Annotated in this window: 14 protein-coding genes; 4 read left to right on the top strand and 10 right to left on the bottom strand. The window is 64.9% G+C overall.

Translation table 11 applies throughout. The annotated features are described in order from the left end of the window. Window positions 1-2 precede the first annotated feature (2 nt). The 3 genes from RPR59_RS05420 to RPR59_RS05410 are packed head-to-tail and all read right to left on the bottom strand — an operon-like array spanning window position 3 to window position 3,918. The gene (locus RPR59_RS05420; protein WP_313917466.1) at window positions 3-2,411 is read right to left on the bottom strand and encodes a TonB-dependent receptor; all 2,409 of its coding nucleotides are present in this window, start codon (window positions 2,409-2,411) and stop codon (window positions 3-5) included. Further along, window positions 2,398-3,372, bottom strand: a complete 975-nt coding sequence (locus RPR59_RS05415) for a FecR family protein (RefSeq protein WP_313917464.1) — start codon at window positions 3,370-3,372, stop codon at window positions 2,398-2,400. The genes RPR59_RS05420 and RPR59_RS05415 overlap by 14 nt, the downstream gene beginning before the upstream one ends. A gap of 33 nt (window positions 3,373-3,405) precedes the next feature. Continuing rightward, a complete protein-coding gene (locus RPR59_RS05410; protein WP_313917462.1) occupies window positions 3,406-3,918 on the bottom strand; it encodes an RNA polymerase sigma factor in 513 nt (170 codons plus the stop codon). Window positions 3,919-4,137: 219 nt separating this feature from the next. Between RPR59_RS05410 and RPR59_RS05405 the strand changes: the two genes are divergently transcribed. Then, window positions 4,138-4,737 carry a helix-turn-helix transcriptional regulator gene (locus RPR59_RS05405; protein ID WP_313917460.1) on the top strand — a complete coding sequence of 200 codons (600 nt, stop codon included), beginning with the start codon at window positions 4,138-4,140 and terminating at the stop codon, window positions 4,735-4,737. 171 nt (window positions 4,738-4,908) lie between these two features. After that, complete coding sequence (locus RPR59_RS05400; RefSeq protein ID WP_313917458.1) at window positions 4,909-6,174, top strand: MFS transporter; 1,266 nt, start codon at window positions 4,909-4,911, stop codon at window positions 6,172-6,174. Window positions 6,175-6,201: 27 nt separating this feature from the next. On the opposite strand, the gene RPR59_RS05395 is transcribed toward RPR59_RS05400, so the two are convergent. After that, window positions 6,202-7,212 carry an SMP-30/gluconolactonase/LRE family protein gene (locus RPR59_RS05395; protein ID WP_313917455.1) on the bottom strand — a complete coding sequence of 337 codons (1,011 nt, stop codon included), beginning with the start codon at window positions 7,210-7,212 and terminating at the stop codon, window positions 6,202-6,204. A gap of 113 nt (window positions 7,213-7,325) precedes the next feature. Continuing rightward, window positions 7,326-8,429: a winged helix-turn-helix domain-containing protein gene (locus RPR59_RS05390; protein WP_313917453.1), complete on the bottom strand. Its 1,104-nt coding sequence runs from the start codon at window positions 8,427-8,429 to the stop codon at window positions 7,326-7,328. Between the two features lie 87 nt (window positions 8,430-8,516). Here RPR59_RS05390 and RPR59_RS05385 point away from each other — a divergent pair, with 87 nt between their 5' ends. Further along, a complete protein-coding gene (locus RPR59_RS05385; protein WP_313917451.1) occupies window positions 8,517-9,092 on the top strand; it encodes a hypothetical protein in 576 nt (191 codons plus the stop codon). 91 nt (window positions 9,093-9,183) lie between these two features. Here RPR59_RS05385 and RPR59_RS05380 read toward each other — a convergent pair whose 3' ends face one another. From RPR59_RS05380 to RPR59_RS05365, 4 genes are all read right to left on the bottom strand, one after another. Then, entirely contained in the window at window positions 9,184-9,579 is a 396-nt protein-coding gene (locus tag RPR59_RS05380) for a sulfatase-like hydrolase/transferase (protein WP_313917449.1), read from the bottom strand. An 802-nt stretch (window positions 9,580-10,381) separates the two neighbouring features. Next, window positions 10,382-12,289, bottom strand: coding sequence for a CocE/NonD family hydrolase (locus tag RPR59_RS05375; protein WP_432280291.1), 1,908 nt, complete (start codon window positions 12,287-12,289; stop codon window positions 10,382-10,384). A gap of 131 nt (window positions 12,290-12,420) precedes the next feature. Next, window positions 12,421-12,723, bottom strand: coding sequence for a hypothetical protein (locus RPR59_RS05370; protein ID WP_313917447.1), 303 nt, complete (start codon window positions 12,721-12,723; stop codon window positions 12,421-12,423). Between the two features lie 181 nt (window positions 12,724-12,904). Continuing rightward, a complete protein-coding gene (locus tag RPR59_RS05365) occupies window positions 12,905-15,874 on the bottom strand; it encodes a M16 family metallopeptidase (protein WP_313917444.1) in 2,970 nt (989 codons plus the stop codon). 155 nt (window positions 15,875-16,029) lie between these two features. On the opposite strand from RPR59_RS05365, the gene clpB reads away from it, so the two are divergent. Continuing rightward, complete coding sequence (gene clpB, locus RPR59_RS05360) at window positions 16,030-18,609, top strand: ATP-dependent chaperone ClpB (RefSeq protein ID WP_313917442.1); 2,580 nt, start codon at window positions 16,030-16,032, stop codon at window positions 18,607-18,609. A gap of 270 nt (window positions 18,610-18,879) precedes the next feature. On the opposite strand, the gene RPR59_RS05355 is transcribed toward clpB, so the two are convergent. After that, on the bottom strand, window positions 18,880-22,071 hold the full coding sequence (locus RPR59_RS05355; RefSeq protein WP_313917440.1) for a TonB-dependent receptor domain-containing protein: 3,192 nt from the start codon (window positions 22,069-22,071) through the stop codon (window positions 18,880-18,882). Between the last annotated feature and the right edge of the window lie 33 nt (window positions 22,072-22,104).

The raw sequence follows: 22,104 nt of genomic DNA, 5'->3' as shown, positions 1-22,104 counted from the left end.
TATTACCAACTGGCGTCGAACCCGATGCGGATCGTTCGCGGGCGCAGCGGCGTGATCTGCCCGCCCTCGCGAACCTGGAAGGGGCTTCCCAGCGCAAACCGGTTGCCACGCACATCGAACAGATTGGTCACGCCGAGGGTGATTCCCCGCGCCGCCGTGCCGAGCCGCAGGTCCAGCCCGCTATCCAGATAATCGCCCTGCCGTTGCCCCAGTTCGCGCCCGACGCCCAGCCGGGATTCGCCCACATAGCGGGCATAGCCCGAAAGCGTTAGGTCGTCCGCGCCGCCGAGGTCGACGCGGTATCGGCCGCCGATCCGGGCGCTGACATCGGCCACGTTCGGCAGGGCGTTGGGCGCCTCCTCCGAAGCGGCCGCAGCGAGGATGTGTGCCACGCCGGGGGGCGTGCTCGTCACCCTGGAATCGTTCAGATAGAGCGACCCGTCCAGGGTCAGGCCGTAAAGCGGCCGCCAGGCCGCGCGGATGCCCAGCGAATGAACCCGGCCATCGCCGATATTGGTGGTCGTGGGAAATCCCGTTCCGTCGATCAGGTCGGCCTGGATGTCGTGCCAGCGGGTGGCGGCCAATGTCACCGAAAGGTCGAGCGGCACCGCCGCCCCGCCGTTCCAGCGCCCGCCGATTTCGGCCGTCACGATGCGGTCGCCCTGGAAGCGCCGGATCGCGTCGCTTTCCACCGCAAGGCCGCCGGGCCGATAGCCTTCCTGCACGCGAGCGAACACCGTCCACCGCCCGCTCGGACGCCATGCGAGCGCCAGCGACGGCAGCGCCTCGGTCGATTCGCGGCTCGCTTTTCCCTGCGGGTCCTTGCGAAACGCATAAGCGACGGGCGCATCCTCGGCGCTGCCCGAAAGGCGGGACCAGGTCAGGCGACCGCCCAGCGTGAGTTCGAGGTCGGACGCCGGCACCAGCGTCGCCTCGCCGAAGGCGGTCACTTCGTCCACGCGGTTTCGCACGCCGGTCGCCGGCGCGATCATGACGACCGGCCCCATCTTGCGGTTGATGCGCGTCTCGTTGGTCAGGCCGCTCACCCCCAGCAACCAGCCGCTGCCGTCCTCGGCCCGCGTCCACAGCCGGGTTTCGGTGGCGACCATGCGGATGCGATTGATCTGGCGAAAGGCGCGGGGCGCCGAGTGCGCGACCGCGAAATCCAGTTCGCCGTTCGCGTTGGCGGTCGCGTCGAAGGTCTCCGCGACATATTGGTCGGTGATACCGGTGGTGGAAACGATCGAGACCTCGCCGATCCGACCGCGTACGGTCAGTCCGCCCAGAAAATAGTCGTTGGCATAGGGCTGCGCGATGGCGCTTTCCCGACTGAGGTCGCCACGATCCCGATCGGCATATTGCGCGTCGTCCCCGTCGATCCGCTGATAGGTCGCCGCCAGGTCGATCGTCCAGTCGCTCGCGGGTGCGACGCGCAGCATCGCCCGGCCGCCGGCGATATCGACCTGGTTCACGTCGTCGCGGCGGCGCAGCCGGTCGTCGATATAGCCGCCCTCGCGCCCGGCATAAGCGAGAACCCGCGCCGCCGCGACGTCGCTGGCCAAAGGCAGGTTGATCAATGCGCCGAGATCGCCCCCCGGATCGCCGTGCTCGGTCGCCTGGCCGCCGATCCATGCGCGCCCGCCGATCCGGTCGAGTTGCGGATGTTGCGGAACGACGCGGATGATGCCGCCCAGCGAGCCGGCGCCGTACAAGGTTCCCTGCGGACCTTCGAGGATTTCGACACGGTTGATGTCGTACAGCCGCAAATCGGGATCGGGCGCGCTATAGCTCACGCGCATATTGCCCCAATACCGGCCGACCGTGGACTGGGTGGGGCCGGTGAAGCTCGAATCCGCGATACCGCGCAGGAACAGCTTGTTCCGGCCGGGGCCGAGATGGGTGGAACTCAGGCTTGCGCTCTGCGTCTCGAGCGCGTCATTGCCCCGCCCGGCGGCCGCCAGCGTAAAGGCGTCCCCGTCGATCACGACGGCATCGCCGGGATAATCGGACAGCGGCGTATCGCGCTTGCTGGCCGTGACGATGATGTCTTCGGGCTTTTCCGGCGGCGGCGGCGGCGGGAACGGTTCTTCGCGCACGGGCCGCGGCATTGCCGGTCGCGCCTCTATGACGAAGCGTCCGTGGCCGATGCGCCGCGCCCTGGCGCGGGTGCCGGCCAGCATGCGGTCGAGCGCCTGTCCCGCGCCGAGCGAGCCGGATACCGGATGGACCCGAATGCGCGCCAGGTCGCGGTCGCGCAGGCCGATGCTGGCGCCGGTCTGGCGACCGACGACGAGGATCGCCCGGTCGAGCCGCATGGCCGCCACCGATACCGTCCCGTGCGCTTCTTCGGCACGAGCCGCGGGCGCCGCGGCGAGCATGGACAGCAGGACGGGAAGGCTAAGGCTGCGCACTGTTCGAACGAAACAACATCCAGCCGTCGCCACTACGCCGCGCGGAGGCGCCCAGCAAGGGCGCCAGTCGCTCGACCGCATGCGCGCGATCGCCGGTCACGGCGAGTGTACCGGTGAAGGGCGTGCTCGCCAGGTCCGGAGACACCTGCACCGATACGCCGAGACTACGCTCTAGCGCATCCGCCACCTCGGCGATCGGCGCTTCGTGGAATACCAGCATCCCGTGCCGCCAACTGCCGATATCGGCCGCCGCCACGTCGCGCACGATGATCTGGTCGCCCGTCACCCGCATTTCCATGCCGGCGTCCAGTCGCACCGCCTCGGCCTTAGGATTGTACAGGACGGCGCCCTCCGCCACGGCCACGCGCAATGCGCCGGCGTCGCCCGTGGTCACGTCGAACGTGGTGCCGACATCGACCAGCCTGGCACCGGCTACCTTGACCACGAAGGGGGCGTCCGCGTCGTGGCGCACCCGGAATATCGCTTCACCGCTCGCGAGCGTGGCGAGGCGCGGCGTGTCGGGATCGAGGATGAGCCGCGTATCGCCATTGAGGATGATCCTGCTTCCGTCCGCGAGCGTCATCGTCCGCTGCACGCCGGGCCGGGTTTCGATCGTGCGGGCGGGCGCGCCGCCATCCCACGCCGAATAGCCGAGAACGGCGGCCAGCATCGCCGCCGCGCCGCCGCCGAACGCGATGCGGCGCCAAGCCGGCCGCGAACGGCGATCGGCAATCGGCGCGGCGAGCGGAATGGCTTCGCGGTCCTCAACTGCGAACAGCGCAGCAATCGCCTCGTCGGTGTCGCAGGCGACGTCATAGGCGCCGGCATGGTCGGGATCTTCCTCCAGCCACCGCGTGAAATCCTCCCAATCGCTGAAATCGGGATCGCGCACCCGGATCGCCCAGCGCCGCGCCGTTTCGCGCACGGCCCCGGAATAGGGTTCGGGTTGGATCGCTTTCATGGGCATGGTCTCCGATAGACGCAGACGTTGCCGTCATTCCGCATCGAACCGCTCCTGCAACTCGGCCAAGGCGCGATAGGCCTTCTGCAATTCCTTCTCGACCGTGCTCAGGCTCACGCCCTCCTGCCGCGCGATCGCCGCCTGGGTCTCGCCTTCCAGTCGGTAGCGACGGAAAATGCGTTCGCAGCGACTTCCCAGTTGTCCCAGCACCCGCTCTGCCTCGCGCAGCCGTTCGCGGGCGATCAGGGCTTGCTCGCCGGAGGGGCGTGCCGCGGGCTCGCCCGGTCCGGTCTGCCACGCCTCTTCTCGCTGTTCGCGGCTCGTCGCGGCGCGGCGTCGATCCCGCAAGAGGTTCTCCGCCGCGCGAAAAAGATAGGGGACGGGGTCAGCCACCGGACCGGGCGGCCGGGATCCGATCCGGTGCCACAGATCCTGGAAAACGTCTTCCGCATCGTCGCGGGCACCACGCGCTGCAAGGAATCGCAGGAATCGATCCCTGTTCTGCAGCAGGATTCTATTCAGACCGGTGCTACCGTCGTCCGCCATGGCGTCCGCGCATATGTCAGAAGGATGACCACCCGACCAGCCAGGTAACGAGATCGCCGGCAGGCGCGCCCATCGGCGCCGCACGGACAGGCCCGGTCCCACATTGAAACGGTTTTAGCCCGCAATCGCCGTTTATACCCAAGATGGTAGATGTTCGCACCATGGTTAACCGCTATTAAACAAAGACAACTTGGCCGATGATCGAAGGGGGAGGTCGCAGTGCCAACGCCTGCCGTTCCGCGCCATATCGCATGTGCGAGCAACAGCGAACAACTCTTCAACACAGCCCTGAAATGGCTGGAGCAGGACGCGACACCGCGTGTGATCGTATCACGCAACCTGCAATTGCAGTGGGCGAACGAAGCGGCCAAGGCGCTCCTGGACACCGGCGCCGACATCGCCCTTCGCGACGGGGCATTGGCCCTGGACGGCCAATACCAGCAAAAGCAACTGGCCGATTTCGTCGAAACGTTGAGCAGTCACATGCGGACGCTGGCGGTCGAATGCCCGTCCGGCGGACACTTTCTCTTCCGTGGCTGGGCGTTCGAGGCCCGAAGACTCGCCTGCCTGTGCTTCGTGCGGGACGCCCCCGAGTTCACGCCGCACTATACCGATGTCGAAAAGGTATTCGGTCTTACCCATGCCGAGCACGGCGTGCTCGGCCTGATCCTGCACGGCAGCACGGTCGCCGACATCGCGCAGAGCCAGAATATTTCACCCGGCACCGTCAGGACGCACATCCGGCGGATTTATTCCAAGATCGGCGTTTCTTCCCGCGAAAGCCTTTTGTTCCGCCTGAGCGCCTTTCGCGTCCTCTGACCACAACGGCGCAAACGGGCAGGTCTCGACTGCGTGGGGGAAGCGGGGACATCCGCTCGACGGCCGATGCGCTCGTTGGTGGCCAGGTGCCCTCGCCAACGATATCATCGCGCGAATATAGGCGAAGGGGAAATCGGGGATGCGCGCATGAATCATTCGGGCGAACGAACCATGCGCAGCATCATGTTGCGGCTCGTGCCACTCCTCGGGCTGATCTACATGATCGCCTATATCGACCGTCAGAACATCGCTTACGCCAAGCTGCAGATGGTCAGCGCGCTGGGCCTCAGCGAAGCAGCCTATGGCTTGGGCGCCGGATTGTTCTTCATCGGCTATTTCCTGTTCGAGGTTCCGAGCAATCTCCTGCTCGAACGGGTCGGCGCGCACGTCTGGTTCGCGCGGATCATGGCTTCCTGGGGCCTTGTCACGATCCTGCTGGCCTTCGCCAAGAGCGCGGCCGCCTTCTATCTGCTGCGCTTTCTGCTGGGCGTCGCGGAAGCGGGGTTCTTTCCCGGTGTGTTGTACGTGCTGACCTTGTGGTTTCCGCAAGCGCATCGTGCCCGGGCGGTGGGCGTGTTCATGTTGTCGAGCGCCCTGGCGAACGCCGTGGGCGCCGCGATCGGCGGATTGCTGCTCGATCAGGACGGTACGCTGGGCCTCGCCGGATGGCAGTGGGTGTTCGTCGCCACGGGCATACCGGCGATCCTTATGGCACCGGTCGTCTATTTCCTGCTGCCGCCGACGCCCCATCACGCCAAATGGCTGGAGCCCGGCCAGAAGCAGTGGCTGGCGCACGAACTCGAGCGATCGGCCGAGGATGTGGCAGACGAAGGCAGCGCCTGGAAGACACTGATGGATCCGCGGGTACTGCTGCTCAGCGTGATCTATATCGGCTTTCCGCTCGCGGCCTATGGGTTGAGCTATTGGCTGCCGACGATCGTCCAGGGCTTCGGGGTGTCCAACACCACGAACGGGTTTCTGAACGTGATCCCCTGGTTGCTCGTGGCCCTGGCGCTATGGGGCGTCCCGCGCCACGCCGCACGCTTTCGAAACCAGACATGGCATGCCGTCGGACCGGCGCTGCTCGGTGCTCTCTGCCTCGTCCTGAGCGTCGTCATACCGGGAAACGCGGCGAAATTCGTCATCCTGTGCATCGCCGCGGCCGCCATCTTTTCCGGCCAGCCCGTATTCTGGTCCCTGCCGCCGCGATTCCTCACCGGCGCGCGGGCCGCGGCCGGTTTCGCCGCGATCAACTCCGTCGGCAACCTCGGCGGATTCGTCGCCCAGGCGGTGGTGCCGGCGATTCATGACCGCACCGGCAGCGATCTCGCGCCCATGCTGTTTCTCGCCACATGCCTGACGGCGGCTGGGTTCGGCGTACTCGCCATCGAGCGGCGCCTGCCACCGGTGCGCACGGTGCAGTCGCAAGAAGATTGAACCGGTGCATTGCGCAGCCGATCGCCGTCAGCGGCGCCATCCGTTGATGCGCAGCGGCAGACGCAGCACCCGGTCGGTCGCCGTCAGGAACAGCGTTGCGCCGCTTTCTCCGAAACAGCAATTGGGGATGGCGCGACCCGCTTCGATCCGGCCCAGCGGTTCCGCTTCCGGGGTCAGGATCCACATGCCGCCCGGCGCCGAGCAGAATAGCGTTCCGTCGGCCGCTACCTTCATGCCGTCGGGAAGCCCCGGCGCATCGGACCCCATCAGCGGCTTCGCATCGAAGAAGACCCGGCGCGCGACAGCCCCGCCCCGTGCATCGAGATCATAGGCCATGATCCGGGGCGCCTGCTCGTCGGACACGGAAACATAGAGCCGCCGCTCGTCGGGCGACAGAGCCACCCCGTTCGGCCGGCTGAGATCGCCGTCGATCAACAAGACTTCGCCGTCCGGGCTCCAGCGATAGACACCATTGAACCCGAGTTCCTTGAGCGGCGAATCGTCGCCGTCGATCAGGCCATAAGGCGGGTCGGTGAAATAGACGGCGCCCGACCGGGCGATGCACAGGTCATTGGGGCTGTTGAACCGTTTGCCGCGATAATGACCGACCAGAACCAGCTTCTCACGGCTGACCGGATCCAGCCGGGTCAACGCACGCATCCCGCTGTCGGCCACCATCACCGTGCCGGCGGCCTCATAGGCCATGCCGTTGGAGCCCGGCTCGCGAATGGTTGCCGGATCGGGATCGGCAACCCCCGAAGGCCACAGGAACCGCGACGCGCCGTCTGCCGGAGACCAGCGACGGATCATGTTTGCAGGAGGATCGGAAAAGAGCAGACACCCCGAATTGCGCAACCAGACCGGACCTTCGGCCCACCGGATGCCGGTGGCGATCGTGTCGATCGCCGCAGCGGGATCGATGATCGCGTCCAGTTTCGGCGAGAGCCGGCGCACCGACGCGCGCCCTTCTGCCGCCAGCGCCGGCGATGCCGCAAGCATCGCTGCGCCGGCCATAAAATTACGACGATCAAGCTGCATCCGTTCGCTCCACTGCCATTCCGGTCGGCCAATCACGCCTGGGTGCGAAATGTGCAACCGCAAGTCCCGTAAAATGATACCGGCCGCCTGCATATGCTCAAGGAGCGTGCCGCCTATATCTGGGCCGCACCCGGGGTATGCCGCTTCCTGCGGGCGGATATCGCTGAACGTGCAAGCAGCATCGCCGTCACGATGCAACCGCTGAAGAGAACGCCTTCCCCCACCCCGCTCACGATCGGGAAAATGCTCCCAAATCCGCCACTGAATCCATGCGCCGGATATATGCGGAGCCGGGAAGTCGGGAAGGTGCTTGCGAGCAGATCAAGGCTACCGCCCATCAGGCGCCCGCCCGCGAAGACGATGAGGAACGCGCCCGCCCCTCCGGCAAGCGCCGCAATCGCGATCTGTTGCCGCATCCGCATCGGCCGGCCGGCCCCAGCAACGAGCCATGCCGCCGCACCGACGGCGCCGCCGAGCACCAGTCCCTCCGGTGCTCCCGTGATGTCACCCGGCGACCGTCCGAGCAGCAGATCGAACGCGTCGATCCCCAGCAGCTTCACCATGCCGCCGACGAACGCTCCGCCGGCGGCGCCGCCAACGATCGTCCAGGCACGATTGCGCAGGAAGCCGGCGGCCGCGATGCCGAAGCTGACGCCTGCGCCCCCCGTGGCGGCGACCATGATGGTCAACCACAGCAGCACCAGCAGCGCCGAAATTCCTCCGGCTCCGGCGCCAGCGCGAGACGCGGCGACAAAGCCGTAAGCGATGCCGCCGATCAGTCCGGAAACCGACGCGCCGGCCGTTCCGGCGCCGCCGAGCAACAGAAAGTCACGCAGCGCATAGTCCGGGCGCGCGGTATCTTCGCTCGCTTCGATACCCGTCGGCGTGGCGGGCGGATCGTCCCGGTCGACCGCCGCGATGAAGCGATAGCCGTACTTTGGCACCGTTTCGATGAACCGCGGGCGGGCGGCATCGTCGCCCAGTTGCCGCCGGATCGTCCTGACGCACTGTGTCAGCGCCTCGTCGGTAACGGGCACGCCGCACCAGACCTCGTCGAGGAACCGGTCCCTGGAAATCAGTGTGCCGGGGTGGCGCAGCATCAGTGCGAGCGCGTCGAAATAGCGGCCGGTCAGTTCCACCGGCAGACCGTTGCGGCGCAGATGCCGTTCCTCGCAATCGAGAACGAATCCTTCGAACCGGAAGCTGCCCGAGGTCATTTTCAGGAATTCCTCATGAACTGCTCATGCCTTCAGCCGGTTTTTCACGCCTTGTGACCAGCCACATTGAACCATGGAGGCAGGACGATGGCAAAGCAAAGAACGGGGCGGCACGTGCGGTGGCATGTCTGGCGGGTGACGGGCTGGGGAACCGCCTGTCTGCTGCTGGCGCTCCCCCTGGTCGCGATGCGTTTCACCGATGAAGTCGCCTGGACCGCCGGCGATTTCGTCTTCGCCGCGTGCCTGTTCGGCGGCATCGGCGGCGCCTTCGAGCTGGCGGTGCGCCGATCCGCAAACCCATGGTATCGCACCGGCGCCGCGATGGCGCTGGCGACGATACTGCTGATCATCTGGATCAACGCCGCGGTCGGCATCATCGGCGACGAGGAAAACCCCCTCGACCTGCTCTACGGTTGCGTGATTCTCACCATCGTCGCCGGCGCGGCCGGTGCCGGCCTGCACCCGGCGGGGATGGCCCGTGCCTTGGCGGCCGCAGCGGTCGCGCAAGCCGCCATCGGCGCTATCGCGACAGTTGCGGGAAGAAGCGAGCCGCCGGGCCCCCTCGGCCTGATGCTGCTCAACGGATTCTTTCTGGCGCTCCTGCTCTGCTCGGCCCTCGCATTCCGGTCGGCAGCCAGACAAGATATGATAGCGAACCGTTGAGCGGACCGCCCCGGCCGTACCGCGCCGCCTGAGGACACATTCCGCCGGATGCGGAATGCTGTGAGGTCCAGCACGAGTTGCAGGCCGCTTCTCATGCGCGGTGGCGGCGGTTCACACCGGGGCAGTTTCCGTAGGCGATTCGAGCAGTCATCCGGCCAGCATGTCGAGCGACGATGTTTCCGATGCCTTCACCCGGCCGGCTTGTATTTCGGCAGCGTCGCCATCCAGTTGCGCAGGCGTTCGACCAAGCTCTTGCGCTTCGCTGTGCGATCGTCCGACGAATCGTGCAATTCGGTTGGGTCGGCCTGGTCCCGTCCGCGCCGTCGGGAACCGCAAGACCGGTGGCGTCGGCCACGGTCGGCAACAGATCGACGCCCTGGCCGACGCTTTCCTCGTCGCGGGTTCCCGGTTTCATATGGCCGCGCCAATACATGATCAGCGGCTGACGGATACCGCCTTCGTACAGGCTGGACTTGCGGCCGCGCAACGTTTGGACGCTGCCGGGTGCGGTGTGATCGCCGTTGTACTGTGACCTTGCGGGCCGATGCGGACGTGTAGCTCAGAATTCAAAGAGTTTCGCCGAAGAATACGGCGGCTTCGGAGGCTCTGGGCAGTCCCGACATCAGGCCAGTGGCTGGGGCGGCAGGACACGGCAACCCGCGCCCCAGACACTTTCGCTTGCAAGTGATGATTTAACCAGGGATGGTCGACGCCCTCGGCGCCCTGCTCGCACAAAACTCGGAACACTACGAGTCACATTCGTCACACCCCCTTTTGACCTGATGAGCGAAAGGCACGGAGCAGGGTATCGGCGGTCACGCAATCTGGCGATGAACCGATCTGGTCGTCGGCTTCGCCCCCGCATCCCGGTTATTTGAGACCATTTTTCGACTGCCCGAAACCGGACACCAGCCTGCGGAAGTTCGAACGGCGGAGGTTGTAAAAGCACTGCTCTTTCTTTCAGGATGCCTCTGCGAAATCCATTCTCGTCTCCCCGGCGGAGGCCGGGTCCACCGAGCCGCTTAGCTTAAGCGTTTGCTATTGCAGCCAGGTGGATGCTGAAAAGGTCAGCATGACGAAAGAGGCGTCCGTTTCACGCCTTTTGCAGAAGTCTCCTGAAAGGGGTGGAGGGGTGATCCCGGTAGCTGCGGCAAGCGCCGGCGCAAATACGCGCACCGCGATACCCCTCCACCATGCTGCGCATGGTCCCCCTCCCCCTCCGGGGGAGGATTAGGCCGCTTCCTTCGAACCGCCGCCGTGACAATAGGGCGAGGCAGGCCCCGGTCCCCCTACTCCCTCGCCACCGGCAGCAGGACCGCGCTCCGGCCCGGCCCGTGGACGATGCTGACCGTGGCCTTCCGGTAATCGTCCGGCTTGGCGTAGAAGATGTTGTCGACATATTTCTGCGGATTGCGGTCGTAGAGCGGGAACAGGCTCGACTGGATCTGCACCATGATCCGGTGACCGGGCTTCACCGTATAGTTCACCGTCGGCAGGCGGAATTTGTATTCCTGCACCTCGCCCGCCGGGATCGGCGACGGGTCGGCGAAGCTGTTGCGATAGCGGCCGCGGAAGATGTCCATCGCGATCGGTAGCTGATAGCCGCCCAGTTCGGGCTGGTCGGGATAGGTCGGCGGATAGACGTCGATCACCTTCACCACGAAATCGCCGTCGGTCCCCGTCGTCCTGGCGAAGATGTCGGCGACAGGCGCGCCTTCCAGCTTCACCGCCTTGGTCAGCACCGGCGTGCGATACGATACCACGTCCTGCCGATCGGTGACGAAGCGCTGATCCTGCACCAGCCAGGTACGCCAGCGGTCGTTTTCCTGCGGGATGGGCCGCGACAGGTAGGGCACCGGCTTGGCCGGGTCGGAGACATAGCTGTCCTCGCCCGCGGCCGCCTGCTGGAAGGCGAGCCCCTTGTCGGCCTGAAGGTAGAGCGGCGTGAGCGTCTTCGCCCCCGGCCAGTCGGCGAAATGATCCCAGTGATCCTCCGCCGGGTCATAGATCATCGCCGTGGGCAGCGGCTCATCCATCTTGGTGCCGCGCAGATGCTGGTTGAAGAACGGGATCAACCAGTTCCGGCGGAAGTTCGCGGTAGTGTCGCCGTTCCAGGTGAACGGCCCCATGGTGCGCCCTTCGCGGTTGATCTGGCTATGCCACCAGGGGCCGATGACGAGGTGGTTGTTCTCCTCATAGCCGGCCTTCTTCAGCGCCTCCCACGCGTGCACCGCGCCGTATATGTCCTCCTGGTCCCAGAAACCCTGCAGCCAGATGGTCGGAATCTTCGACGGATTCGCGACCAGCATCCTGTCCACCGCCTGATACTGCCAGAAGGCGTCATAGGCCGGGTGGGCGGACAGACGGTTCCACCACGGCAACTGCTTGAAACCATGCGCCTCGGCATAGGCGCCGGCCGAACCCGCCTTCAGGAAGTTGGAATAATCGTCATAGCCTTCGCGCGGGACGCTGGGGCCGCTGCCCGCGGCCGTGGTCTGGCCGGTGAAATAGTCGAGATTGACCTGGCGGAATGCGCCGTAATGGAACCAGTCGTCGCCCATCCAGCCGTCGACCATCGGGCTTTCCGGCGCCGCGACCTTGAGCGCCGGATGCGGATCGAGCAGCGCCATCGTGACCGTCCAGCCGTCATAGGACGACCCGATCATCCCGACCCTGCCGTTCGACTGGTCCAGATTCTTCACCAGCCAGTCGATCGTGTCATAGGCATCGGTGGTGTCGTCGGTCTTTTCCGGGTTGAGCGGCCCCATTGGCGGGCGCGTCATCACATAATCGCCTTCCGACCCGTATTTGCCGCGAATGTCCTGCCAGACGAGGATGTAGCTGCCGTCCGCCCAGTCGCGATTGCCGGACCAGACCGCGTCTTTCATATGCGGGCTGTTGTTCGGCACGAACCCGCTGGCATTATAGGGCGTGCGCTCCAGCAGGATGGGCAGGTCGTGCGCGCCCTTCGGGACCATGATGACGGTGTGCAGCTTCACGCCGTCACGCATGGGGATCATCACCTCGCGCTTCACATAGTCGAAATTACCCTCCGGCTGCTGCCAGTCGGTGGCGATGTCGGTGCCGGTCTGCACCATGTCGGGCGTGACCTGCGGCGTTTCCTGCGCCAGTGGCGCGGCGGAAACGAGCATGCAGGCGAAACCACCCAGCAGCGACGCGCGGAAACGATGAACCATGTAAATGCTACCCCCTTTTGCTCTCGATCGGATCACTCAGCTTAACCACAAGCCCGGCATTTGGCGAAACCGACAAGAAAAGGCCCGCCCCGTTGCGGAGCGAGCCCTCCATCATCCTTTGCCGTGCCGGATCAAGCCTGCCGCGTACCGGTCAGCGGGAAACTGCCGAAGGCACCGGCCGTCACCGTGCCGCTCATGGCGTCGCCCTCGACCGTCGCTTCGCAGTCGAGCGTCATGGGCATGGGGACGGTGATCGACACCTTCCAGGTCAGCCTGTTGCCGTCGACCCTGCCTTCGGAGATGTCGGTCGATCCCATCGCGCCGGAATAGCTGCCGGTGAAGGTGTCACCCGAACGCACCACGGTGAGCGTCGCCTTCTGATCGCCCATGGGCGATTTCGTAACCGTGTCCCAGGTGCCGTCCACTTCCGCCATGATCGTCTCTCCAATCGTTCCTCGCATCCGGCCGCCACGCGCCCGGACCGCCTGCACCTCGCCCCGGCGCCGGTCCCCTGTCAAGCGTCAGCGATCGACCCCGCACGCGGCATCCACCGGCGCCGGCCGTGCCGCAGCGTCCGGGCGGGCACGGAAATTTCCCGCACCCGCCGGTGCGGCATCACTCGGGCGTGCCGGCGCCCGCGCTGCCCTGGACCTCCACGGGCAAGCCGAGCTTCTCCAGTTGCGGCTTCACCGACGCGGCATCGCCGATCACCACCCAGGTCAGCTTGGACGTATCGATCACCTTGCGCGCCGCCGCATCGAGTTCATCGGCGCTCAGCGCGCGCAAGCGGCTGGCCAGCGTCTCGTAATAATCGTCGGGCCGGTCGAATCGCGCATTGGCCTCCAGCCCGTTCAGCACATCGGCGGCGGTTTCGAACTGGCCCGGCAATTCGCGGATCGACCCGTTGATGGTGCGCTGCAACTCGGCCTGGGTAACGCCCTTTTCGGTCAGGAACTGGTTGATGTCCTGTGTCATGGCGGCGATCGACGGACCGGTCTGGTTCGCCTGCACCGGCGCATAGATCAGATAGGGCACCTGCTTTTCCACCCGGTTGATGAACCCCGACACGCCATATGCCCAATGCTTTTCCTCACGCAGGTCGCTGTTCAGCCGCGACAGGAAGCTGGACCCGAGAATGTCGTTGGCCTGTTCCAGCGGCAGGATGTCGTCGGTCCCCTGCACCGGCAGCAACTCGCCGCCGAAGATCAGCGACTGCGGCGAATTGGGCCGGTCGATCAGCAGAACGCGGTTCTGCGCCGCAGGGGTTCCGGCGGCGAAATCCTTTTTCGGGACCGCACCCGTACCTTTCCAGTCGCCGAAGCTCGATTCCAGCAGCGGCATCACCTGATCGAGCGTCGTATCGCCGACCACATAGATCCGCGCCTTTTCCGGCCGGATCCAGGCATTGTGGAACTGCGCGATCTCCTGCGGCGTCAGCTTCGACACGACCGCGGGGTCGCCGGTGCCGCTGAACGGCACGCCATAGGGATGACCGTCGCCGTACAGGATCGGCGGCAGCGTGCGGAGCGCGATACCCACCGGCTGCTTCGCCTCCGACGCGATCCGCGCAAGCTGCTGGTCCCGCACCCGCTCGACATCGGACGGCCGGAAGGCGGGATTGCGCACGATATCGGCCATCAGGTCAAGCGACGGCGCAAGGTTCGGCGTCAGCGCCGTCATATAGACGCCGCTGCGATCCATGTTGGATCCGACACTGATGGTCGCGCCCAGATTTTCCTTTGCCTTGGCGATCTGGGCGGAATCATACCTATCGGTGCCTTCGTCCATCAGCGTCACCATGAAGGCCTGCAACCCCGACTTGCCGGCCGGGTCCGCCGCCGCGCCGGCATCGAAATCCATCGCCACGCGCACGATCGGAACGCCCCCGCGATGGGCGAAGACGACGGGAATGCCGTTGGACAGCTTCGCCCGCTCGATCGTCGGGAAGTCCAGGTCGGCGATGGTGCCGACCTCCGGCAGGTGCGACCGGTCGACGCCCTGCGGCGCGGGCGCAGGGGCGACGCTCGCACGCAACGATGCCGCACGCTCCGCCGGTGTGGCGAAATGCGCGGGCTTGCGCGCCAGCGGATGCTCGCTCGACAGCGGCGCGCGATAGTAACTGGGCGCGCCGATCTGCGCGGGCTTGCCGACGGCGCTCGCGGCCTCTTGATATTCGCCCCGCTCGCCCGGCGACAGCGTGTAGGAGAAGACGGGCCGTGACAGCCATTTCCGCGCCGTTTGCCGCACCTGCTCCGGCGTCAGCGCAACCTTCTGGCGGAGTTGCTTTTTATAGTAACCGGGATCGCCCGCATAGATCGCGCCCTGCGCCAGCGTCACCGCCTTGCCGCCGAAGCCGCCGACGGACTCCAGCCCGCGAATGGTGCCGGCGACCGTCTGCGTCTTGGCCCGCGTCAGTTCGGCCTGGGTCGGCCCTTCCTTCAGGAAGTCGGCGATGATCCGGTCGACGCGCTGCCCGACCTTTTGCGGATCCACGCCCGGTTTCACCACGGCGTTGACCTGGAACAGGCCGACGCGCTCGAACTGTTGCGCGCCCGCCGACACGCTGACGGCGATCTTCTCGTCCCGCACGAGTTGATTGTCGAGCCGCGAACTCGCCAGCCCGCCCAGCACGCTCGCCGCCAGATCCAGTGCCGGCGCGTCCTCCGACGTCATACCGGGAATCGCCCAGACCCGTGAGACGGTGGTGTTGGCAACCTGGTCCTTGAAATCACGGTGAACGGGCGCGTCGAGCGTCGGCACGCTTGCCTCTGCCGGGTGCGATTGCGGGCCGCGGGGAATGTCGCCGAAATATTTCCGCACCAGCGTCTTCGCGGTCGGCACGTCGATATCGCCGGCCAGCACCAGAACCGCGTTGTTCGGGCCGTAATGATTGCGGAACCAGTCCTTCACCGTTTCCAGGCTGGCGGCGTCCAGGTCCGCCATCGAACCGATCGTGGTGTGGTGATAGGGGTGCCCCTCAGGAAAGAGCGTGCCATAGATCTCGTAATCGATCAGGCCGCCGGGCTGGTTGTCCCCCTGCCGCTTCTCGTTCTGGACGACGCCGCGCTGGATATCGAGCTTTTCCTGCGTCACCGCGGGCAGCAGGTGCCCCATCCGGTCGCTTTCGAGGAACAGCGCGGTATCGAGCGCACCGCGCGGGACCGTCTCGAAATAATTGGTACGGTCGAAATAGGTCGTGCCGTTCATGTCCGTCGCGCCGATGTCCTGCATCGGCTTGAACCAGCTCTGATTGCTGTTTTCGGAGCCGCCGAACATCAGATGCTCGAACAGGTGGGCAAAGCCGGTCTTGCCCTTCGGCTCGTCCTTCGAGCCCACATGATACCAGACCGACACCGCCACCACCGGCGCCTTGTCGTCGGGGCTGACGATCACCTGCAACCCGTTGTCGAGCGTGAACGTCTGGTACGGGATGTCCACGTCGTCGACCAACTGCTGCACCGGCGCCGCCGGCTGCGGCAGCGCGGCATCCGCACCCTGCTGCGCGCCCTGCGCCGTGGCCATGGCGACCGGCGAGACGCCGAGGCTCAGCCCGGCGATCGCGAGCGCTAGACAATTGCGAAACATGAAAATTCCCCCAGATATTGGAACGAGCCGGAACGGACTGCAGGGACCATACCGGATGAGACCGCATTGACAATGATGCAAAGATTCGCACGCGCGCCCCTTGTGTTGTATATCTGCAACACTACCTTTTGGGCGAAACGAGCAGGGACATTCATATGAACCTCGAAAAATTCACCGACCGCGCAAAGGGATTCCTCCAGTCGGCGCAGACCGTCGCGATTCGCATGAGCCATCAGCAGATCGCTCCGGAACATCTTCTGAAGGCGCTGCTCGAAGACGATGAAGGCATGGCCGCGGGGCTGATCCAGAAGGCCGGCGGCGACGCCGGGCGCGCGACGAGCCAGGTCGACGCTGCACTCGCCAGGGTGCCGGCGGTTTCCGGGTCGGGCGCGCAGGCGACGCCCGGCCTCAACAACGACGCGGTGCGCGTGCTCGACCAGGCCGAGCAGGTGGCGACCAAGGCGGGCGACAGCTATGTCACCGTCGAACGGCTGCTGCTCGCGCTGGTGCTTGCGAAGAATAGCGCCGCCGGCGAGGCGCTCGCCGATGCGGGCGTGAAGCCGGAAGCGCTCAACGCCGCGATCAACGATCTGCGCGGCGGCCGCACCGCCGATACCGCCTCGGCCGAGGACCGCTACGACGCGCTCAAGAAGTTCGCCCGCGACCTCACCCAGGCGGCGCAGGACGGCAAGCTCGACCCCGTCATCGGCCGCGACGAGGAGATCCGCCGCACCGTCCAGATTCTCGCCCGGCGCACCAAGAACAATCCCGTGCTGATCGGCGATCCCGGCGTCGGCAAGACCGCGATCGCCGAGGGGCTCGCGCTGCGCATCGCCAATGGCGACGTGCCCGACAATCTCAAGGACCGGCAGTTGATGGCGCTCGACATGGGCTCGCTGATCGCCGGCGCCAAATATCGCGGCGAGTTCGAGGAGCGCCTCAAGGGCGTGCTCGACGAGGTGAAGGCCGGCGAGGGACAGATCATCCTGTTCATCGACGAGATGCACACGCTGATCGGCGCGGGAAAATCCGAAGGCGCGATGGATGCCGGCAACCTCCTGAAACCCGCGCTCGCCCGCGGCGAGCTGCACTGCATCGGCGCGACGACGCTCGACGAATATCGCAGATATGTCGAAAAGGACGCGGCACTCCAGCGGCGATTCCAGCCCGTTTTCGTCGACGAGCCGACGGTCGAGGACACCATCTCGATCCTGCGCGGGCTGAAGGAGAAATACGAGCTGCACCACGGCGTGCGCATCACCGACGCCGCGATCGTGGCGGCGGCGACGCTGTCGAACCGCTATATCTCCGACCGCTTCCTGCCGGACAAGGCGATTGATCTGATGGACGAGGCGGCGAGCCGCATCCGCATGGAGGTGGAATCGAAGCCCGAGGAGATCGAGGCGCTCGACCGCCGCATCATCCAGCTCAAGATCGAGCGCGAAGCGCTGCGCAAGGAAACCGACGAGGCTTCGCGCGACCGGCTCGGAAAGCTGGAGGACGAACTTTTCGAACTGGAGAGCGAGTCGGCGCAACTGACCGAGCGCTGGCAGGCGGAGAAGGTCAAGATCCAGTCGGAAGCGAAGCTGAAGGAGCAGCTCGACGCCGCCCGGCTCGAACTCGAACAGGCACAGCGTTCGGGCGACCTCGCGCGCGCGGGCGAGCTTTCCTACGGCACCATCCCGCAGCTCGAAAAGCAGATGGCGGAGGCGCAGGGCGCGACCGAAGGCGCGATGCTGCGCGAAGAGGTCGTCGCCGACGACATCGCCGCGGTCGTCAGCCGCTGGACCGGCGTGCCCGTCGACAGGATGATGGAGGGCGAGCGCGAAAAGCTCCTGCACATGGAAGACGCGCTGCGCCAGCGCGTCATCGGCCAGGACGACGCGGTGAAGGCGGTTTCGACCGCAGTGCGGCGGTCACGCGCCGGCCTGCAGGACCCGAACCGGCCGCTCGGCAGCTTCCTGTTCCTCGGCCCCACCGGCGTCGGCAAGACCGAGCTGACCAAGGCGCTCGCCGAATTCCTGTTCGACGATGCGAACGCGATGGTGCGCATCGACATGAGCGAATTCATGGAAAAGCACGCGGTCGCGCGTCTGATCGGCGCGCCTCCCGGCTATGTCGGCTATGAGGAAGGCGGCGTGCTGACCGAGGCGGTGCGCAGGCGCCCCTATCAGGTCGTGCTGTTCGACGAGGTCGAAAAGGCGCACGGCGACGTGTTCAACGTGCTCCTGCAGGTGCTCGATGACGGGCGGCTGACCGACGGTCAGGGGCATATGGTCGATTTTTCGAACACGATCATCATCATGACGTCGAACCTGGGGTCGAACTTCCTCACCAACCTGACCGACGAACAGAAGGTCGAGGATGTCGAGCCGCAGGTGATGGAGGTGGTGCGCGGCCATTTCCGCCCCGAATTCCTCAACCGGCTGGACGAGATCATCCTGTTCCACCGGCTGGGCGCGGAGCATATGGCGCCGATCGTCGACATCCAGGTCGGCCGGGTCCAGCGCCTGCTCGCCGACCGCAAGATCGTCATCGACCTGACCGACGCCGCAAGGAGCTGGCTCGGCCGTGTCGGCTACGACCCCGTCTATGGCGCCCGTCCGCTGAAGCGCGCGGTGCAGAAATACCTACAGGACCCGCTCGCCGACATGATCCTGTCGGGCCAGGTCAAGGACGGCGCGACGGTGAAAGTGGATGAGGGGGATGGACGGCTGGAACTCGGCGTGGATTGAGAACATCGGTTTGCGCATGCGGCGAAAAGGCGCCACGCGCCGACCAAGCCCTTCATGACGCAAATGGTTCAGGCGTGTTCCGATAGGAGCAATCGGTCGCGACTATTCTTGATGTTCCGGCCTGCTCGGTCGCGTAGCCCTTCGCACGTCGAGGCAGTGGGAAGCGATTGGTCGACTCAGCCTGGACCGCGCCATTTGGATAAACTGGTAACAAAAAAAGAGGCGACCTTCCGGGGAAGGCCGCCTCCTTTTTCAGCTTTCGCAACCGGATCAGAAATTAACCCGCGCACCGACGCGGAAGAACCGCCCCATGATGTTCGGCCCGGCCCAAGCGGGGTTGTACTGATTGATGCTGTAGCCACCGCTCGGATCGAACACCGGATCGATATCGAACACGTTGAGAACGTCCATGTACAGCGAGAAGCGATCGTTGACCTTGATGCTTCCCGACATGTCGACGTTCCACTGCGCACCGACTTCGCACTTCACCGGCGTGCCGTCGGAATAGGTGACGACCGATCCACCAATGCTGGCTTCGCAATCGCCCTTTACGCCACCGTAGTCGATCGATGCCAGATCGTATCCGTCGGTATAATACACCGTCGCAGAGAGCGAGAAGTGTTCCGTCTGCAGGGTGTTCTGCCAGTTGGCGCGCCAGCGCGGCGAGCCCGAGCAGGACGTGATGTTACATGGGCTCAGCGTGCCTGCATAGCTTTGCACGGTTCCATCGTCGAACACCTTCTCCAGCTTCTCGAGATAGGAGGCCGTCGCGTTGCTGATGAGCTGAATGTTCGGCCCGAGGTCGATACTGGCGTTCATGCCAAGATCGACACCCGACGCGATCTGGCTATCGGCATTCTGATAGGAATATTCAATGAAGCCGATGAGCGGAAGCGCGTTCGGGAACTGCGGGTCTTCCAGACCCGGACGAACCGTGATGCCTTCGACGTCGACGTTGCCATTATTGGCATAATAGAGATCGGGAATGTCGGAGTAGTCGACGCCGCCGATCAGACCCTTGATCTTGATATGCCAGTAATCGACGGTGAAGCTGAGGTTTGGCTTCGGCGAGAACACCGCACCGGCCGTCCAGCTCGTCGACTTTTCTGGGTCGAGCTCGGGATTGCCCGTCGACGTCAAACCAATCGAGTAGTTGCCCGTCGCATATTGGTTGGCGTCCGCCGCATCACCGGTAGGCGAGTGTGCTGCGCAGAACTCCACGAACTGCTCGCAGTCCACCTGCCGCGTAACATACCCGGTCGTCGGCAGACCATACGCCTCGTTGAAGCTCGGAATCCGGAAGCCCTTGGAGAAAGTGCCACGGATCGCCAATTCGGGGATCGGCTGGAACTTCGCACCGATCTTCGGCGAAAAGTTCTCCTGGCCCGACGAATAGCTGTCGAAGCGGCCCGAGCCGTTGATTTCCAGCGAATCGATAACCGGCGCGTTGATTTCAAAATAAGCCGAACGGACGTTGCGGCTTCCTTCCGCACCCACCGAGTTGACGCCGTAATAGCGATCATAGGGCGACGATTCGTTGGCCGGATTGGCGCTCGGATTATCGATCGATTCGTGACGGTAGGAAACACCCACCGCCGCCTGGAGCGGACCACCGGGCAGCTCGAACAAGGACTTGCTGAGCGTTGCATCGACCTGCCACAGGTTCGATTCCGACCGCGTCCTGTTCAGCGGCGCGATATAGTCGCGAACTTCTTCCGAATTCTGCGACTGATCGATAAAGTTATACGAACCGTCGGCGATGACGTCCTGCAGGCGGCCGGGGATCAGGTAATTGCCCTGCTCGATCGTCAGCTGGGTGTTCGATGCCACCGCCTTGACCGAGTAGTTCCAGTCGTCGCCGAACGAGCCGTCGACCCCGAGAGCGCCGCGCAGCGCGCGCGACTTGGAATAGATGCTGCGCGGTCGGTCATAGCGACCGATCAGACGTGCAAGATCGCCGTCCGCCGCATAGGGGTTATTCGGGTTGAGCCGTCCATTTTCCGCCGTGCAGCCGTTGTCGACGGGATTATCGCGATCAGTGAACGCACCACCTTCGCAAACATAGGCCGGCAGGAAAACCGGGTTGTAAGCCACAGCACCCGGAGGCGTGGTCTGGCTCGCGAAAGCCATCGGCGACAATTGGGTCTGCGTGCGAACCTGGTAGTAGTTAGCCGACGCATAGACCTGCGTCCGATCGTCGAGATTAGCGGTGACGCGACCGGCAAAGCCGAGACGCTCCTGCTCCGGCAGCAACTGGCTGTATTTATTGCGGTAGTCAGTTTGGCACTGGTCCGCACCATAAACGGGCCCGGAGTAATTTGCCCCGCTGAACTCGTACCCGTCTTCGGCATTGCCAGTGAACGGGCTGGTGCTGCTCTGCTGATCCCCGTTGAGCGTCACAGAGGTCAACGGCCCACAGTTGCCAATGAGTTCGTACGGCGAAAGAGCCGCCTCGCCCGGTGCCAGCGTCGTCGTCTCGCCCAGCGGATCGGTTACCGAAATGCCGGAGCCGTTATAGCGCCGGAAAACCGGCACAACCGTCGAGCCGAGACCGTTGAACGTGCCGTCGGCACCGATGCCGTTGGTCACATAATTCGGCATACATGCGCCAGCATCGTTACAAATGCGGCTCAGGTCGTCGGTGTTGAACGGATAACCGCGGTCGCGCGCATAGAGCGCCTGCGTCTTCTGATATTCGCCGGCGACGTAGACGTTGAAGCCTTGCTCGTCGAGGTCGCCGTAGCCGGCCTCACCCGAAATCCGGTACTCGCCACCGTCGCCACGCTGCGAAATGCCGCCCGACGCGTCGAGATGAACACCCTGAATCTGCTTTTTGGTGATGACGTTGATGACACCGGCAACGGCGTCCGCACCATAGGTCGAAGACGCACCGTCCCGCAACACTTCGATGCGGTCGATGATCCCTTCAGGAATGGTGTTGAGGTCAACGAAATTGCGCTGCCCGTCGTCCGCGAGCGGATAGGGAGCCATACGAAGGCCGTCGAACACGGTAAGCGTCGACTGCACGCTCAGGCCGCGCAACGACGGCGCGTTGGCACCCGTGGCGAAGTTGCTGCCGGTGTTCCATCCCTGGGCGATGGTGCCGGCGCCGTTCGCTGAAAGTCGTTGAACTGCATCCGACACCGTATTGATCCCGCGCTGTTCGAGAGATTCCGAGGACAGCACAGTTACGGGCGACGCGGTTTCGGTATCGGTGCGACGCAAAATCGAGCCCGTGACGATGATCTCATTGGCGCCCTGCTCCGGAGAGTCTTGGGTCGCCTGCGGGGCAACCGTCGCCTGTTCCTGATCCTGTTCGACAGGATCATCGGTGGCGCTTTGCGTCGACTGCGCAAGAGCCGGATTCACTCCCGACAGAAGGCCGGCGCCGATCAGCGCCACCGCCTGCAACGCCGTGGTGGCACGAAGTCGTTTGCGTGCGAACGTCTGGTAGGTTTTCACAGGTAGTTATCCCTCGCATTTATCCTTCCGGGC

The sequence above is a fragment of the Stakelama saccharophila genome (genome assembly GCF_032229225.1).
In the GTDB taxonomy this organism is placed as follows: domain Bacteria; phylum Pseudomonadota; class Alphaproteobacteria; order Sphingomonadales; family Sphingomonadaceae; genus Sphingomonas; species Sphingomonas saccharophila.
This window is presented reverse-complemented; position numbering and strand designations above follow the sequence as displayed.